Genomic DNA, 17,224 nt, shown 5'->3' with positions numbered 1-17,224 from the left:
TCAGGTGATCAGGGCCTGGCCGACGCCGCATACCGCGACCGCCCACAGCACCGAGGTGGACGTGCCGATGATGAACTGTTCCGAGGCGTTCGGCTCGCGCAGTTCGGGATAGCGGGCGAGGCCTTTGACGGCCATGATGACGGCGATCCCCTCGGGCCAGCCGGCGAGGATCGAGGCAGTGACGGCTCCGCGTTCGAGAACTCCGATGACGCGACCACCGCGGAGCGGGCCCGGGGCAGGGGTGGGAGCGGGCCCGGCGTCGGGCTGCCGACGGGCGATCCGGAATGCGACGAGGACCGCGGGCCCGCCTCCGGTGATCGCGGCCGTCGCTGTGAGAACGAGCGTGGCCGCGAGCGCAACGCCCTGAACGGGTGTGGTGGCGGTGGCGGCGAGGGCGGCACCGGCAAGACCCGCGATGCTCAGCGACGCGGACGGCCACACCGGCAGGCTCGGACGCAGGGCGAGCGCAGGCGCGAGGACGGCGACGGCCAGGCACACCAGTGAGAGGACGGTCAACGGTCGGCCCTTTCCAGGAGTCGCCGCACGAGTTCGCGTCCGGCCAGTTCGGCCTGCCATCCGGCGGTGGCGAGGCGCTGGGATACCGCTTGCTTGCTGATGCCGAGGCGCTCGGCTATCCGCGCCTGCGAAAGGCCCTCGCGGGCGAGGTCGACCGCCTGATGTCCCTGTTCGGTCCGGCGCAGCACGACGGTGGCGAGCAGGGTGAGCGCGGCGTCGACGTCGGCGCCGGCCTCGGTGTCGTCACCCTCCGCCGCGACCTGCCCGGACGCGTTCTTGGCACGCTCGACGGCGGTGCGGGCATGTTCGAAGGCGCGCCCGCGACCCGCTCGGGTCTGCTCGGGCAGAGGGGTCTCCACCGGGCCGATCCCTACCCCGGTGCTCCAGTGCTCCCGACGGAGCAGCTCGAGCACGAGGTCGACAACGAGGGCGGGATCGTCCGTGACGGCCTGAACCTCGTCGCCTGCGGTGCGGTCGAAAGGACGGACCAGGGGAACGCTCCGCAATTCGGCGAGAAGATCCGCTACGCGGTCGATGTCTCGGCGACTGCCCCGCTGATCGACCGTCAACACGAACATGGGTCAAGTGTGAAGGCTTGATTCTTGATAATCAAGCCTGAGCGCTTGACTGCAGCCTCTGCTGCAGAACGAACCAGCCTGGCAGGGCGCCCCGTTATCTGGCCGGCTCGTTCCCGGTCAGCTCATGGTGTGCGGTGATCGCGTCCACCGCATCGCCCTCGTACCTCATCCGCTTCGCGATGGTCAGACGGAGTGGCGAAGGTAGGGCAGGGGCGAACTTCTTGAAGTAAGCGCACAGCCATTCCTGGCGTCCGACGAGGAACGGGAAATCGGTCGTCATCATGTTGCGGGCGACGAGCATCGGCAACGGGGCGTCGAGGGGATGGAAGTCGTGGTTCCACAGTCCCGGCTGGGTGCAGCCCGGGTAGAACTGGCCGAGCATGAAACCGTGTTCGACGAACCGCGACTTGAAGTCCGCATGGACGACGTCGATCACTTCGAACCCGGTGAGGTCGGGCAGTACGGTCACCAGCGTCTTCAGGCTTCGATCGCTGTCGTCCTCGCGGGTGAGCTTCGTATACAGCTCGAATTGGTCCTCCACGATGGTGCCGAGGGTTGCGGGGTCGATGCCGGAGCCGTGGACGAACGCTGCTCCGAAGAGTTGCTTGCCGATCGATGGGCGAACGAACGGGCAGACGGGTCCGTCCCGCCCGAGTTCCGGGTGGGGTTCGGTCAGGTACCCGCTCGCCCAGCTCCTCAATAGATGCGCACTCGTTTCGCCTGCGTACTCGGAGGTTTCACCGAACAGATCCACCCAGACCGTGCCCGAGCGAGGTCCGACTCGTCTCTGGATCGGCATCTGCGCTTCCTCCCTCCCGGGAGATGGATATCGCGGCTTCGGCGGGAATTGCGGAAGCCGCTCGGACGAGATCGCCGGAAGGTCGTTGCGAGCGAGAGGGATCGACCCCGTGCGCACGTCCGGGATTCCCGTGGGATCACGCCCTCCGAAGCGCTGGTGCAGATACTGCGGAAAGTGTTGCAGTGCAACAGGGTAGACGATCCCGAATGTGCGCACCTGATTCGGACGGTGTATCGTCCGCTCGCGCGCATCTTGCGCTCACGCGGCCGCCGGAGTGATATGAATTCTCCTTCATGCGGAGTTTACCGAAAGTTTTGCATTCTAAGTTTCTAAAATGAGCATAGCGCGGACGCAAGGTCTCTATCCATCCCTTCAAACAAACCTTCGGTATATGAAACGAATGTGCCGAATGTCGCGGATATACAGATGCCGTTCTCCGCGGCGTGACCTGGTCGCATCTCGATCTCGTTATGCTGCACAGCATTGCAGCGCAACTATCCTGGCTCCTACGCTGACGCATACATTTCGAAGTGACGTGCCACAGCATTCTCGTGAAGGGGGCCCCTGTGGCCACTCCCGTCGTAGGCCTCGAGAAGCAATCCGGCGACGAGCACGCGGGTGCATTCCCGCTGACTCCGGCACAGTACGGCATCTGGCTCGCCCAGCAACTCGTACCCGAAGTCCCTTTCGTCATCGCTCAATACGTGGAATTCCGCGGAGACCTCGACCTCGATCTGCTGAGGTGGGCGTCGACGACCGCCGGGCGGGAATTCGAGACCGTCCTCCTACGCCTCGTCGATGTGGACGGCCGTCCGTACCAGGTCGTCGACCGAGATCTCGATGTCCCCACCGAAGTGGTCGATCTCCGTGGTGAGCGCGATCCACGGAGGGTGGCAGAGGAGTGGCTCCGACGGGACGTGGAATCGCCGGTCGACCTGATGGCGGACCGGTTGTGTCGCATCGTGGTCCTGCGAATCGGTGATGCCCACTACTTCGTATACGTCAAAGCCCATCACGTCGTACTCGACGGATTCGGCGCGATGATCATCGTTCGCCGCGGCGCCGAATTGTATTCCCGGGCGCTCGCCTCCCGGAGCGCCGACTCGGACGAGACGACGGCGCAGGACAAGCCGCCCTCGGAGCTCCGCACGCTGTACGAGAAGGACCTGCACTATCGCGCCTCGCGCCGGTTCGTTGCGGACCGGGAGTACTGGAGCGACCGAGTTCGCGACATGCCTGTTCTCGTCGATGCCACGGAGGTTCCCCCTGCAACACGGACCATTACGGCAGAGACGGACCTGTCGGACGCTGCGGACGCGTACCTGTCGGGTTCGTCGGCGCTGCGGGACGCTTCCTCGGCCGCAGTGGTACTCGCGGCCGCCGCTTGTTTCTTCTCGCGGCGGTCGGGACGGTACGAGGTACTCGTGAACATTCCGGTCTCCGCGCGAACAACGGCGGAGCTGCGACGGTCCGCCGGAATGCTCGTCAATGTCGTTCCGCTGCGGATCCGGGTGGATCCGGACGAACCCGTCGAGGATCTCGTCCGCCGAATGCAGATCGAACTGGTCGGCGCGCTCCGACACCAGGCGTGCGGCCTCGACGACATCCACCGAGCCACCTCCGAACCTGTATCCCGATTCTCGGTACCACTGGTCAACGTCATGCTGTTCGATCAGCAACCCGTGCTGGGAGAGGTCGTGGGGATACCGCATGTCCTGTCCCGGGGGCCCGTCGGAGACCGGTTGATCACCGTCCACCGCCGCAGTGCACCTTCCGGTACCGTGATCGAGTTCCGTGCGAACCCGAACCGGTACGCGGAGAACGAGGTACGTGCGCAGTGCATCTGTTTCATGGAGATCCTCGAGCGGTTCGTCGCAGTGGATCCCCGAACGCCGGTCGGATCGATCCACCCGCCGAGCGCCGGAGCGGCTGCACCTCGCTACCGAAGAAACACCGTGCTCGACCACTGGCGGTACATCCTGGCCGGTGCACCGACACCGCCAACCCTGTCGCCCACCGGGGCTCGAACCGGCACCGCAGGCGCTCCCTCCTCGTGGGAACGGTTCGTTCACCCCCTCGGGAGCGACCTGCATCGGGTGGGCGCCGAGCGCACCGCAGATCGATTCACGATGCTGCACGCCGCGACCGCAATCCTCGTCGCCAGGTCGAGTGGTACCGACGACGTCGTCCTCGGGGTCCCGGTCCCGGCCGGGACCGGAGGACACAGGACCGGCACTCTGCGCCCTGCGGGGCCACATCGCACCCCTGCTCGCGCGGTGCTGCCCTTACGGACCCGTGTGTCCCTCGGCATGCGCTTCCGAGAAATCCTCGAGGACATCTCCCGGGGGACCCGGGACGCCCTCGCACATGCCGACGTACCTGCGGCGGCACTGCTCGACGTGCTGGCACCGACACGGAACGGATCGCATGCCCCACTCTTCCGCGTCACCGTCGAAGAGTTCGGCGACGCGGCCACCGACGCGAACGCAGAGGTCGAGCATGCGGCCCTCGGCGACGTCGACCTTCGCATCGGTCTCGTCCTTCCACAGCTCGACGCCGGTGAGGGCGGTGCGCCGACGTCCGGCGCCATGCTCCGGATCCGGTACGCCGCGGACGTCCACACCGGGCCCGCGATCGAGCACATCGCCCGTCGGCTGGAGCGGATCCTCACGACGGTCGAAGCGGATCCGACGATACGGGTCGGCGATATCGATCTGCTCGATGCAACCGAAAGGAGCGCGCTCGTACCCGCGGTCGGCTCGCCGCCGGCCCCCGAGCGTCTGCTGCCGGAGATCCTCGTCGACGCCGCACTCCGTGCCCCCGAGGCCACAGCAGTGTCCAGCGGCGACACCCGCTCGAGCTACCGAGAACTCGACGAACGGTCGAATCGGCTGGCCCGCATGCTCGTCGAGTCGGGTGCAGGACCGGAACGGTTCGTCGCGATCGGCATGTCCCGGTCCGTCGACTCGGTGGTCTCGATCTGGGCCGTCGCGAAGGCAGGTGCGGCCTTCGTCCCGATCGACCCTGCCTACCCGCCGGCCCGGATCGAGTACATGTTGCGCGACTGTGGTGCCGTGCTCGGACTTACCGCAGTCGGCGAACGGTCCCTGCTTCCCGACACCGTGCCGTGGACGGTGGTCGATGATCAGGAGGTGGTCGCAGCATCGAACCGGTACAGCTCGTCCCGGGTGACCGACGCGGACCGGTGCGCGACCGCGCATGTAGATCAACCCGCCTATCTCATCTACACCTCCGGCTCGACGGGACGGCCGAAGGGCGTGCTCGTCACGCACCGTGGCCTGTCGAACCTCGTCGCGCACACCCGCACTCTGGCCGGCAGCGACGCGCGGGTCTGGCACGGGACGTCCCCGAGCTTCGACTTGGCGGTACTGGAATTGCTGGTCGCGTTCGGGTCCGCTGCGCATCTGGTGATCGGCCCGGCGGACGCATCCGCCGGGGACGATCTCGCCCACGCGTTGCGCGCGGAGCGGATCACCCACTTCTGCACCACTCCTGCGGTCCTGGCCACGGTCGATCCGGCGATCCCCGAGAACCTGTCCTTCGTGAGCGTCGGCGGTGAGGACTGCCCGGCCTGGCTCGTGGAGCGATGGGCTCCGGGCCGTCGCATGGTCAACGGATACGGACCCAGTGAGATCACCGTGCAGATGGCCTCGGAAGACCTCGAGCCCGGCAAACCGGTCACTGCAGGCGTTCTCGGGCCCGGATTCCGGGCCGTCGTGCTCGACGCTCGGCTGCATCCGGTGCCGCCCGGGGTGATCGGCGAGCTGTACGCGGCAGGACCTGCCCTGGCGCGGGGATACCACCGGCGACCGGGAACGACGGCGACGCGGTTCGTCGCAAACCCCTTCGGGCCGCCGGGGTCGAGGATGTACCACTCCGGTGATCTCGTGCGCTGGTCGACGAGCGACGCGGGCACCGCGAAGGTCGCCTCGAATCTGCGGCTCATCTATTCGGGGCGCGCCGACCTGCAGGTCAAGGTGCGGGGGCGACGGATCGAACTCGGTGAAGTGGAAGCAGCACTGCTCCGGTACCCCGACGTCGAGCAGGCCGCGGCGGTGGTCCGGCGCGAGACGGGATCCGACCGGGTGGTGGCGTATGTGGTGCCGCGCACCGGAACGGTTCCGGACGCCGGAGTACTTCGTGACTCGCTCGCGGCGGAGCTCCCGGATTTCATGGTTCCTGCCGTGGTGGTGCCGCTGGCAGCGATGCCGATCACGGCCAACGGCAAACTGGACCGCACCGCGCTGCCGGCCCCCGACCGACAGGGTGCGCTCCGTCGCCCTCCGCGCACGGGGTTGGAGCGAACCGTCCTGGGGGTCTTTGCGGACGTGCTGCATCTGCCCCTGGATCGTGTCGGCATCGACGACAACTTCTTCGAGCTCGGAGGTGATTCCCTGTCGGCGACCGGTGTCGTGGCGGGCATCCGGTCCGCGCTGCGCGTCGAAGCTCCCATCAGGATGCTCTTCGAGGCGCCGACGGTCGCCGAGTTGGTTCCGCGACTCGCGGAATGCGGTGTCGCTCGGGCGCCACTGACGCGTCGCCGTCGGCCGGATCGGATTCCGCTGTCGTACGCGCAGTCCCGGTTGTGGTTCATCCACCGCTACGAAGGTCCTTCACCGACCTACAACATCCCCATGGCGGCGAGACTGACCGGACGGTTGGACATCGGCGCGATGAGGGCGGCGTTCGCCGATGTCGTGGCACGCCACGAGTCTCTGCGCACGGTGTTCGAGGAATCGGACGGAGTCGCCTTCCAACGAATCCTGCCGGTGGAGCGGACACCCTCGTCGTTGCCGGTGAGAATGGTGACGGCCGACGAGGGGCAGGCGGCCGTGCGCGCGGAGGCACGGCGTCCCTTCGATTTGTCCACCGATATCCCCGTGCGCGCCACGCTGCTGCGGGTCGGTTCCGACGAGCACGTGCTGGTGCTGGTGCTCCACCACATCGCCGGTGACGGCGCATCGATGGTGCCGCTGGTGCGCGACATGCTGCTCGCATACACGGCCCGTGCGGCGGGGACCGAACCCGAGTGGGATCCGCTGCCGGTGCAGTACGCCGACTACACGCTGTGGCAACGGGAAGTGCTGGGGGACGAGGACGAGACGGGAAGCATCCTGCAGAGACAGTTCGACTATTGGCGAGAGGAACTGGCCGGAATTCCCGAATGCCTACCGCTTCCGCTCGACCACCCCCGTCCTGCGGTGCAGTCCTTCCGAGGTGGTCGGGTGGATTTCACGGTCCCTGCGCAACTACGCACGGCGGTGGACGAGCTGGCCGGAGAGCACGGGGCCACCGCATCGATGGTCTTCCAGTCGGCACTCGTGGTGCTCCTGCACAAGCTCGGTGCGGGAGACGACATCACGCTCGGCGGTCCGGTGGCCGGGCGGACCGATGAGGCCCTGACGGATCTCGTCGGATTCTTCGTCAACACCTGGGTGTTGCGCGTGAACGACATTGCCGGACGCTGGACGCTCGCGGACGTCCTCGACCGGGTACGGGCCGGGGCGCTGGCCGCGTACGAGAACCAGGATGCGCCCTTCGAGCGGCTGGTGGAACTGCTCGCCCCGGCGCGCTCGACCGCCCATCACCCGCTGTTCCAGGTCGCCTTCGCGTTGCAGAACAATCCGGTGCCGAGCCTGGATCACCCGGGCATCGACGTCGAGGTGCTGCCCGTCGCGACCGGCATCGCTCGATTCGACCTGTACATCAGCCTGTCGGAGCGCACGTCCACCGGGGATGGCGGGATGCTCGGCAGCATCGAGTACGCGAGCGATCTGTTCGAGCGCGACACCGTCGAACGATTCGCCGGTCGTTATCTCCGCGTCCTGGAATCCATGGTGAGGTCGCCGCACGAACGGGTTGATGCTGTCGACCTGCTCGATCGGTCCGAGCGCGACCTGCTCCTCGACTCGTGGAGCAGTCCGGATGCCCCCGTTCCGGATCGGACGGTGGCCGCCGTGTTCGCCGAGCGGATCGGCGCGACCCCGGATGCACCGGCTCTGACCTGCGGCGACGACCGGTGGACCTACCGCGACCTCGATGCCCGGGCGAACCGGCTGGCGCGTCTGCTCGTCGAATTCGGCGTCGGGCCCGAGTCCGTGGTGGTCGTCGCGCTCGACCGATCCCCGGCGTCGATCGTCGCCCTCCTTGCGGTGTCGGCGGCGGGAGGTGCCTATCTTCCGTTGGATCCCGGCTATCCGAGCGAACGGACCGCCTTCATCCTCACCGATGCTGCGCCCCGAGTGCTGGTCACCGACGGTCGACTCACCTCCCGTGGGGGCACTGCCGTCGTGGTGGTCCTCGACGAGACGGGACTGCCCTCGTCCCACGACCTGCCCGACGACGCCCGACCGCTCACCGACGCCGACCGGATCGCGCCCCTGTACCCGGCGAACACCGCGTACACGATCTACACCTCAGGCTCCACCGGCACCCCGAAGGGCGTGGCTGTCACTCATCGGAACCTCGTGCACCTTGTCGAGCACGGATGGACCGACTCGCGACCGCGACGCCGGATGTCGCTGGTGTCCTCGCCCGGCTTCGATGCGTCGGTGTACGAGATCTGGCCCGCCCTGATCGGCGGTACCGAACTCGTGCTCGCGCCGCCCGGCCTGCTCGATCCTTCGGCCGTCGCACGGATGATCTCCGAACACGGCGTGACGACGATGTTCGTCCCGACACCGTTGTTCCATGCACTGGTCGACCCCGCCGTCGTGCCCACGCGGGTGTGGGACGGTGTGGACCAGGTGGTCACGGCGGGCGACGTGCTGTCCCCGGAGGTGGCACGCCGCTTCCAGAGGGTGCACCCCTCGACGTTGCTGGTCAACGCGTACGGGCCGACGGAAACGACGGTGTGCGCCACGATGTATCTCGTCGGGGGCGCGTTCGCTCGGGGGACTCGCGGCTCGGTTCCGATCGGCACACCGATCCCGGGGGTTGCGGTCTTCGTCCTCGACGCCGGGCTGCTGCCGGTTCCACCCGGTGTTCCCGGCGAGCTGTACATCGCCGGGGAGGGGGTCTCCCGCGGATATCCCGGTCGTCCGGTCACGACCGCTGCACGATTCGTGGCATGTCCGTTCGGTGCGCCGGGGGAGCGGATGTACCGAACCGGTGACATCGTGCGGTGGATGCGCCGAGAGATCGGCGCCGACTCCGAGAATCCGGGCGGCCACCTGGAATTCGTGGGCCGCTGCGACGAGCAGGTGAAAGTCCGTGGTTTCCGGGTCGAGCCGGGCGAGATCGAAGCGGTACTGGGGACGCACCCGGCTGTGGCCCGGGCGGCCGTGGTCGTTCGGGACACTCCCGGCGACCACGAGACCGGACAACTGGTCGCGTATGTGGTGCTGGACCGGGAACAGGCCTTGCTCGCCGACCCGAGCCGCGCGACCGGCACCGTGGATCGGTGGCGTGCCCTGTACGACGACGTGTACTCGGCGCCGCCACGCAAGGACATCGGCACGACGGACATCGGCAGGCCGGACATCGGCACGGCGGACACCGCCACCACGGGCACCGGCAACTTCGCGGGCTGGAACGCCACCGACACCGGGCAGCCGATTCCGCTCGACGAGATGCGGGACTGGCGCGACGCCGCCGTGCGGGCCGTCCGTCGGCTGAGGCCGCGGCGTCTGCTCGAGATCGGGGTGGGCTCCGGCCTGCTGCTCACCGAACTTGCTCCCGACTGCGCCGAGTACTGGGCCACGGACTTTTCAGCGCCGACGATCGAGACGCTCCACTCCGCGGTGCGGTCACAGCCGTGGGCGGATCGAGTGAGGTTGAGGACGCAGCCGGCGCACACGACCGACGGGTTACCGCAGCGGTATTTCGACACCGTCGTGCTCAATTCGGTGATCCAGTACTTCCCGGACGCGGCATATCTGCTCGACGTTCTCCGGAAGATCCTGCCGCTGCTCGCACCCGGCGGATCGATCCATCTCGGCGATGTCCGGAACCATGCGCTGCTGCCGTACTTCGCCGCCGCTGTGGAACTGGCCCGTGCGGACGGCACCGAGACCGCGGACACGGTCCGTGAACGCGTCCGCCGTGCCACCCTCTCCGAGCGGGAGCTGTTGCTCGCCCCCGAGTTCTTCGCCGGCCTGCCGGGTCGTCTGCCAGGTATCACCGGGGTCGACATCGAGCTCGGCCGGATGCGGTCGGCCAACGAGCTCGGTCTGTACCGCTACAGCGTCGTTCTGCACACCGGCACCGGACTCAGGTCGCTCGCCGATGTTCCGTGCCGGTCCTGGGCGCGGTCCGGAACGCTCACCGCACTCGCCGATCACTTACGGACCGACCACCCTGCTGCCCTGCGCGTGACGGACGTGCCGCACACCGCCCTGCGGTCGGTGATCGTCTCGGCGGCATCCCTCGGCGCGATGCCCGGCCACGCACTCGTGCCGAAGCCGGACGCCTGTCCGCAACCCGACGGCATCGGTCCGGCGGACTTCGATCTGCTCGGTGCAGAACTCGGATACCGGGTCGCGGTGACCTGGTCGCCGGAGCCTGGGTCGATGGAGGTGATCGTCCTCCGCGACGGCCCGGCCGACAGCACCACCGACGCAGCACTGACCGACGTCTTCCGCCCTGTCGACGAGATCGGCGGTCTCGCGCGATACGTCAACGACCCCGCAGCAGAGGAACGACTCGACGACGTCCGGCGCTTCGTCCGGGAACAGCTGCCCGACTACATGGTGCCTGCCGCTTTCGTCCACATGGCCGACCTGCCGGTGACGGTGCACGGGAAACTCGACCGCCGCGCGTTGCCCGCACCGGAGGTCGCGACGCGGAGCGACAGCTACGTCCCACCGATCACCGACACCGAAGGTGTCCTGGCCCGGGTGTTCGCCGACGTGCTCGGCATCGACCGGGTGGGAACGCAGGATTCGTTCTTCGCCCTCGGCGGCGATTCGATCATGTCGATCCAGTTGGTTGCCCGCGCGAAGGCGGCCGGACTGGTGTTCTCCCCACGAGATGTGTTCGAACACAAGACGGTCGCGGCGCTCGCCGCGGCGGTCGCCGGGTCCGGCCCGGCCGTGTCGACGCTCGAGGAACTGCCGGGCGGCGGCGTCGGCGACGTGCCACTCACTCCGATACTGCGGTGGCTGGTCGAGAGCGGCAGAACGTACCCCGGTTTCTGCCAATCGGTGTCGGTCCCGCTGCCGGACCGACTCGGCGAGGATCACCTTGTCGCGGCATTGCAGGTGGTCGTGGATCGGCACGACATGCTGCGGGCGCGCCTCCACGCGGGGACCGGTGCTCATCGGCACCCGCATGATGCAGGGCGCGGGGCCGCCGACGGCCTGCGTCTCGAGACGCAGCCGATCGGTTCCGTCTCGGCATCGTCGATCTTGCGCCGCGTCCGGGTGCACGACCTGACAGGACCGGAATTCACCGCGGTCGCGACCGCCGAACATGCTGCCGCGACGGGACGGTTGGATCCCGGCAGCGGAGTGATGCTGCAGGCGGTCCGCTTCGAAGCGGGACCCGCCTCGCGACTGTTTCTCGTGGCACATCATGCCGTGATCGACGGTGTCTCCTGGCGGATACTGCTGGGCGACCTGGCTGCTGCAGCGGCTCACCTCGAAGACGGACTCGATCCGGATCTTGCACCCACGGGTACCTCGATGCGCAGATGGGCGCACGGTCTCGTCGATGCGACCCGCCGCGGCACGCGCGCCGCCGAACTGCAGTTCTGGGTGTCGACGCTGTCCGGTCCTGATCCACTCCTCGGCACCAGAGAGTTGGACCCCGCAGTCGACGTCGGGGCCACCGTCGACACCGTCACCGTCGAGTTGCCGGCCCCCACGACCTCCGCGTTGCTGGCGATTCTCCCGGCGGCCTTCCACGCAGCCGTCGTGGACGGTCTTCTCGTGGCCTTGGCCGGAGCCGTCGTCGCCCAGCGCGTCGATCGCGGTGTCGACAGCACACAGGTGCTGGTGGGGCTGGAAGGGCACGGACGGGAAGAGCAGGTCGTGCCGGGGGCCGATCTGTCCCGGACGATCGGATGGTTCACCGCGACCTATCCGGTGCGGCTGGATCTGACCGGCCTCGACATGGAGTCCGTGGCCCGCGGCGGTACTGCAGCGGGGACTGCGATCAAGACCGTCAAGGAGCAACTGCGTGCCGTTCCCGATCGCGGGATCGGGTACGGCATGCTGCGCTATCTCGACGACGAGGGCCGCGCCGCGCTCGAGCACCTGCCGGCCCCCCGGATCGCCTTCAACTTCCACGGGCGGAGCACGACGCCGGAAGCCGTCACGGGGATGGAGTTCGGCGGTGGCCTCGATCCCGCACAGCCGGTACCGGCGGTGATCTCCGTCAACGCCATGGTCGTCGACACTCCCGGCGGGCCGGTGCTGCGCGCGGATCTCGCCTACCCGACCGGGGTGATCTCCCGCCCTGAGGTGTCGGACCTGGCGGAACGGTGGCGACGCATGCTCGGCGGACTCGCCCGGCACGTCGCAGAGCCCGGAGCGGGAGGGCATACCCCGTCGGACCTGCCTCTGATCCCGATGAGTCAGGAACGTCTCGACGATCTCGAGCGCCGCTACCCGGGTCTCGAGGACGTGTGGCCCCTCACCCCGTTGCAGACCGGTTTCCTGTTCCATGCCCTCCGGAACGACTCGATCGACGCGTATACGGTGCAACTGACCCTGCACCTCGGTGGTGTCGTCGACCCGCGACGTCTCCGGGGATCGGTGGCCGCCCTGTCGGCACGACACGCGAACCTGCGGGTGAACTTCGCCTTCGACGGGGAGTCCCCGCCCGTGCAGGTCGTGCAGGCGTCGGTCGAACTGCCGCTCCGTGAACGGGATCTGAGCGATCTGGACACCGAACTCCGTGCGGCGGAACTGGCCCGGTTGCAGACCGAGGACCGCACGCAGCGTTTCGACACCGTTCACGGACCGCTGGTGCGCCTGAGTCTGATCAGGCTGGGACCGGACGATCACCGGCTGGTGTTCACCAATCACCACATCCTGCTCGACGGCTGGTCGGCACCGTTGCTGCTGAAGGAACTGCTCGTGCTGTACGGAACCGACGCGGACACCGGGGTCCTCCCTCCGGTACGCCCCTACCGGGACTATGTGCGGTGGCTCGTGCAGCAAGATCCGGCGCCCGCCCGCGACGCCTGGTCGCGGTACCTGACCGGTCTGGATCGCCCCACACTGGTCGCTCCGGATGCCGAACAGACGTCCGTGCAGGTCCTGTCCGAGGAGACCACCTGGGTGCTCGATCCCGCAGACACCCGGCGTCTGCAGGGTTTTGTGCGGGACCACGGACTCACCGTCGGCACGGTGGTGCAGGTCGCCTGGGGCATCGTGCTGGCGAAACTCACCTCGCAGGGCGATGTCGTGTTCGGCTCGACCGTCTCGGGACGGCCCGCGCAGGTCGAGGGTGTCGAGGAGATGATCGGCCTGTTCGTCAACACGGTTCCCGTGCGGGTCCGGCTCGACCCGTACGAGACTCTCGCCGCGCTGGTGGAGCGGATCCGTGCCGAACAGACCGCACTTCTCGACGGGCACCATCTCGGCCTGACGGAGATCCAGCAGGTCGCCGGGCCCGCTGCCGGATTCGACACCCTGACTGTGTTCGAGTCGTATCCCGTCGACCGGGCGGCGCTGTCCGATGCAGTCGACATCGCAGGTATGCAGGTGCGCGACGTCACCGGACACGACGCCGGCCACTATCCGCTGACCCTGATCGCTCATGTCGACGACGCGCTGAAGCTGCGACTGAGCTACCGGCCGGACCTGTTCGCTCGGTCGGCCGCAGACACGATCCTGTCGCAGGTGGCGCGGGTCCTCGGGGTCGTCGTCACCCGGCCGGAGGCGCCGCTCGGCCGCCTCCGCCTGTTCGGGGGTGATGTGCCGGTGGTCTCGGCTCCCGGCTCCGCCGGTCCGCGGACGTGGACGGAGATCCTCGATGCGTGGATGGCGCGCGACCAGGACGCCGTCGCGGTGGTCGACGCCGGCAGGCAGTGGACCTACGCGGAACTGGACGAGCGGGTGGATCGGCTCGCGCATCTGCTCGTCTCCCGCGGAGCCGCACCGGAAACCACCGTCGTCGTGGCGATGCGGCGGTCGTTCCTGCGGGTCGTTGCGATGCTCGCCGTCGTCCGCGCCGGTGCCGTATACGTGCCGGTCGACCCCGACCAACCCCGTGACCGTGTCACCGCGATGATCCGGACGGTCGCGCCGCTCTGCGTGCTCGCGGAAGGACCCGAACCGGCGGTGCCCGACGACGTATCCGTCGTGTCCGTACGGGACACCGGCCTCGACGGCGCCCCTACGGCTCCGGCGACGGACGGCCACCACCGCGCGCCCGTACGTGCCGACGACGCGGCGTATGTGGTCTTCACCTCCGGATCGACGGGCAGGCCGAAGGGGGTGACCGTGACGCATCGCGGTATCGCCGAGCTCGTCGAGCGGCTGTCGGCCGTCGCCGACAGCGATTCCCGTGTCGCGCAGTCGATGTTGCCGGTCTTCGACGCCTCGCTGCTGGAAACGATCGTGGCGTTCGCGGCCGGGGCACGGCTCGTCGTGGTGCCGCCCGGTGTCGCCGCCGGTGACGACCTCGAGCGTTTCCTCGCCGACGGAGCGATCACGCATCTGTACACCACCCCAGCGGTACTGGCGACGCTGGATCGGGACGCCCTGCCGGCTCTGACCTTCGTGAGCGTCGGCGGGGAGTCATGCCCGCCGTCCCTGGTGGAGACGTGGGCCCGGGGCCGTCACATGGTCAACGGTTACGGCCCGAGCGAGGCCACGGTGATGTCGAACCTGCGCGATCCACTCGTCCCGGGCGAGAGCCTCACCGTCGGGCCCCCGATGCCGGGTTTCGACGAGTACTTGCTGGACTCGCACCTGCAGCCCGTGGCCGTCGGTGCGGTAGGGGAGTTGTACCTTGCGGGACCGGGTCTGGCGCGAGGATATGCGGGACAACCCGGCCTGACCGCGACACGATTCGTCGCCGACCCCCTCGGCCCTCCGGGGCGCCGGATGTACCGCACCGGGGACCTGATGCGCTGGATACGCACCTCGCAGGGTGCGGAGCCCGAGTACGTCGGGCGCAGTGACTTCCAGATCCAGCTGCGCGGTCTGCGCATCGAACTCGAGGAGGTCGAGGCGGCACTGCTCCGGCATCCGGCCGTCGCCCAGGCCGTGGTGGTGGTGCGTGACGACGGCGGCGGTGACCGGCTCGTCGGATATGTGGTGCCCACCGGGATCGTTCCGGTCGAGGCCCCCGAGATCCTGCACTTCGCGGCCATGCGGCTGCCGCGGTACATGGTCCCGTCCGTGATCGTCGTCCTGCCGGGGCTGCCGGTCACCCCGAGCGGGAAGGTGGACAGGTCGGCGTTGCCTGCGGCCGCGCCCGTAGGGACCGCCTACCGAGCGCCGCGCACACCGACCGAAGATGTCGTCGTCCGCGCGTTCGCGTCCGTCCTCGAACGCGGCCGGGTCGGTGTCGACGACAACTTCTTCGACCTCGGCGGCAACTCCCTCGGCGCGACTGCCGTGGCGTCGAAGCTGCGCAGCGAGCTGGGCCGGGAGGTTCCATCGTCCCTGGTCTTCCTCGACCCCACACCGGCCGGGCTCGCGGGTTCCCTCGATAGGTCTTCGGCCCCCGATTCCCCGGCGATCGGGATGTTCGATGTGCTGATCCCACTGCGCGCACACGGTCGTCGCCGACCGGTGTTCTGCGTGCATCCCGCGATCGGACTGTCCTGGGTGTACGCGGGATTACTGCGCTACCTGCCGGATCGGCCGTTGTACGGGTTGCAGCTCCCGTACCTCTCGGGCGGATCCCTCGACGCGACGCCCACCGAACTGGCGCACCGCTATGTCGAGGAGTTGCGGACCGTGCAACCGGAGGGTCCTTACACCGTGCTCGGCTGGTCGCAGGGGGGACTGATCACCCATCACATGGGTGTCGAACTCCGCGCCGCGGGAGAGACCGTCGAATTGGTCGTCCTCGATTACTACCCGCTCGAACGAGAACGGCGTGCCCTCACTCACTCGGAGCTGCTGGCGGGTCTGGGTATCGAACTGCCCGGTGGGGCTGCGGGTGGGTTGTCCTCCGAGCAGCTGCTCGACGCGGTGACTCGCGCCCTCGGCCACGAGACGGGATTGTCCACCGTCGACCTGGAGCGGATCCTGACGGCCTACGCGCAGGTCCACCGAACCGCGCCGACGCTCGACCTCGAATGTTTCGACGGCGACCTGTTGTTCTTCGCTGCGGCACGCTCACTCGGCAGGGGTGACGGTGCGTCACCGGCCCTGTGGCGGCCGTGGGTGTCCGGCACTGTCACCGAGCACACGATCGACTGCGACCATCTGGAGATGATGACCCCGGAGGTGCTCACCGTCATCGGCCCGATCCTGGCCGACTATCTCGATGTCGAGTCCTGATCCCTATCGACGACGGCGTCGAGCGCCGAACCGGCGGGCTCCGGGAGTCGGGCCTCCAGCAACAGCCCGGCGAGACCGAGCGCGATGCACACGCCCGTGATGACCATCAAACGCGGATCGGTCTGTCCGGTGAGAGCGTCGCCGAGGAGCACGACCGCCACGGTGCCGGGCAGGATGCCGACCACCGTCGCGAGCGTATAGGGCACGAGACGCACCGCCGAGACGGCGCAACAACAATTCACGACGAAGAACGGGGCGGCGGCGATCAACCTCAGCGAGCCGACCGCGAGCCATCCGCGACGCGCGAGACGTAGATCGATCGCCCTCGCCGCCGAGTGCGTGAGCCGCGACTCTACGACCTTGCGTCCGACCGCGCGCACGAGCAGGAACGCCAGGACAGCGCTGACCGTGCTCGCAGCGACCGTTACGCCGATGCCGACGGCGCTGCCGAACAGCACGCCGGCGCTGAGCGTGAACACCGTGCGCGGCACCGGTGCGATCGTCACCAGGGCGTGGACGGCGAAGAACGCCAGGACCAGTGCGGGGCCATGTACCGATTCGGACCACTCCCGGATCTGGGCGATCGACGGATGCGGCACCACGAGAGCTGCAACGACGAGGGCCGCCACCAGGATCAGGATGCCGAGCACTCTGCGGTCTGCGGCAAGCCTCGTCACGGACGTCCACACTACCGCGCGTGATGCGTCCGCTCCCCCCGAGCAGGGCCGGGAAGACGGCACGATACCGTCTCCCTCGCGGACGTCATTATCGAGCGCTAGAAAAACTGTGGTGATCCCCACAACGACCGCGCGGTGTGTGGGGATAGCATCACACCGACGGCAACCTACCCTTTTCGAGGTTGTCCACCTCCGGCCGACAACGCCGTCCGTACAAAGCCTGCA

General features: G+C 68.2%; 5 protein-coding genes. 1 reads left to right on the top strand and 4 read right to left on the bottom strand.

Going from position 1 to position 17,224, the window contains the following annotated elements; genetic code table 11:
• The 3 genes from GON09_RS06650 to GON09_RS06640 all read right to left on the bottom strand — a co-directional run bounded on the left by GON09_RS06650 (position 1) and on the right by GON09_RS06640 (position 1,893).
• Positions 1–516, bottom strand: coding sequence for a hypothetical protein (locus GON09_RS06650; RefSeq protein ID WP_213931115.1), 516 nt, complete (start codon positions 514–516; stop codon positions 1–3).
• The gene (locus GON09_RS06645) at positions 513–1,094 is read right to left on the bottom strand and encodes a SatD family protein (protein WP_213931114.1); all 582 of its coding nucleotides are present in this window, start codon (positions 1,092–1,094) and stop codon (positions 513–515) included. Before GON09_RS06645 ends, GON09_RS06650 begins: the two co-directional genes overlap by 4 nt.
• 94 nt (positions 1,095–1,188) lie before the next feature.
• A complete protein-coding gene (locus GON09_RS06640; protein WP_213931113.1) occupies positions 1,189–1,893 on the bottom strand; it encodes a DUF6875 domain-containing protein in 705 nt (234 codons plus the stop codon).
• 566 nt (positions 1,894–2,459) lie between these two features.
• Between GON09_RS06640 and GON09_RS06635 the strand changes: the two genes are divergently transcribed.
• Positions 2,460–16,322 (top strand): non-ribosomal peptide synthetase, encoded by a 13,863-nt coding sequence (locus tag GON09_RS06635; RefSeq protein ID WP_307854332.1) that lies wholly within the window; start codon positions 2,460–2,462, stop codon positions 16,320–16,322.
• On the opposite strand, the gene GON09_RS06630 is transcribed toward GON09_RS06635, so the two are convergent.
• Positions 16,301–16,972 (bottom strand): TVP38/TMEM64 family protein, encoded by a 672-nt coding sequence (locus GON09_RS06630; protein WP_213934324.1) that lies wholly within the window; start codon positions 16,970–16,972, stop codon positions 16,301–16,303. The two genes, GON09_RS06635 and GON09_RS06630, sit on opposite strands and share 22 nt — an antisense overlap.
• Positions 16,973–17,224: the final 252 nt, after the last annotated feature.

This window comes from Rhodococcus sp. B50, assembly GCF_013602415.1.
In the GTDB taxonomy this organism is placed as follows: Bacteria; Actinomycetota; Actinomycetes; order Mycobacteriales; family Mycobacteriaceae; genus Rhodococcus.
The sequence above is the reverse complement of the archived record's forward strand: the minus strand, read 5'-3'. Positions and strand labels throughout refer to the sequence as shown.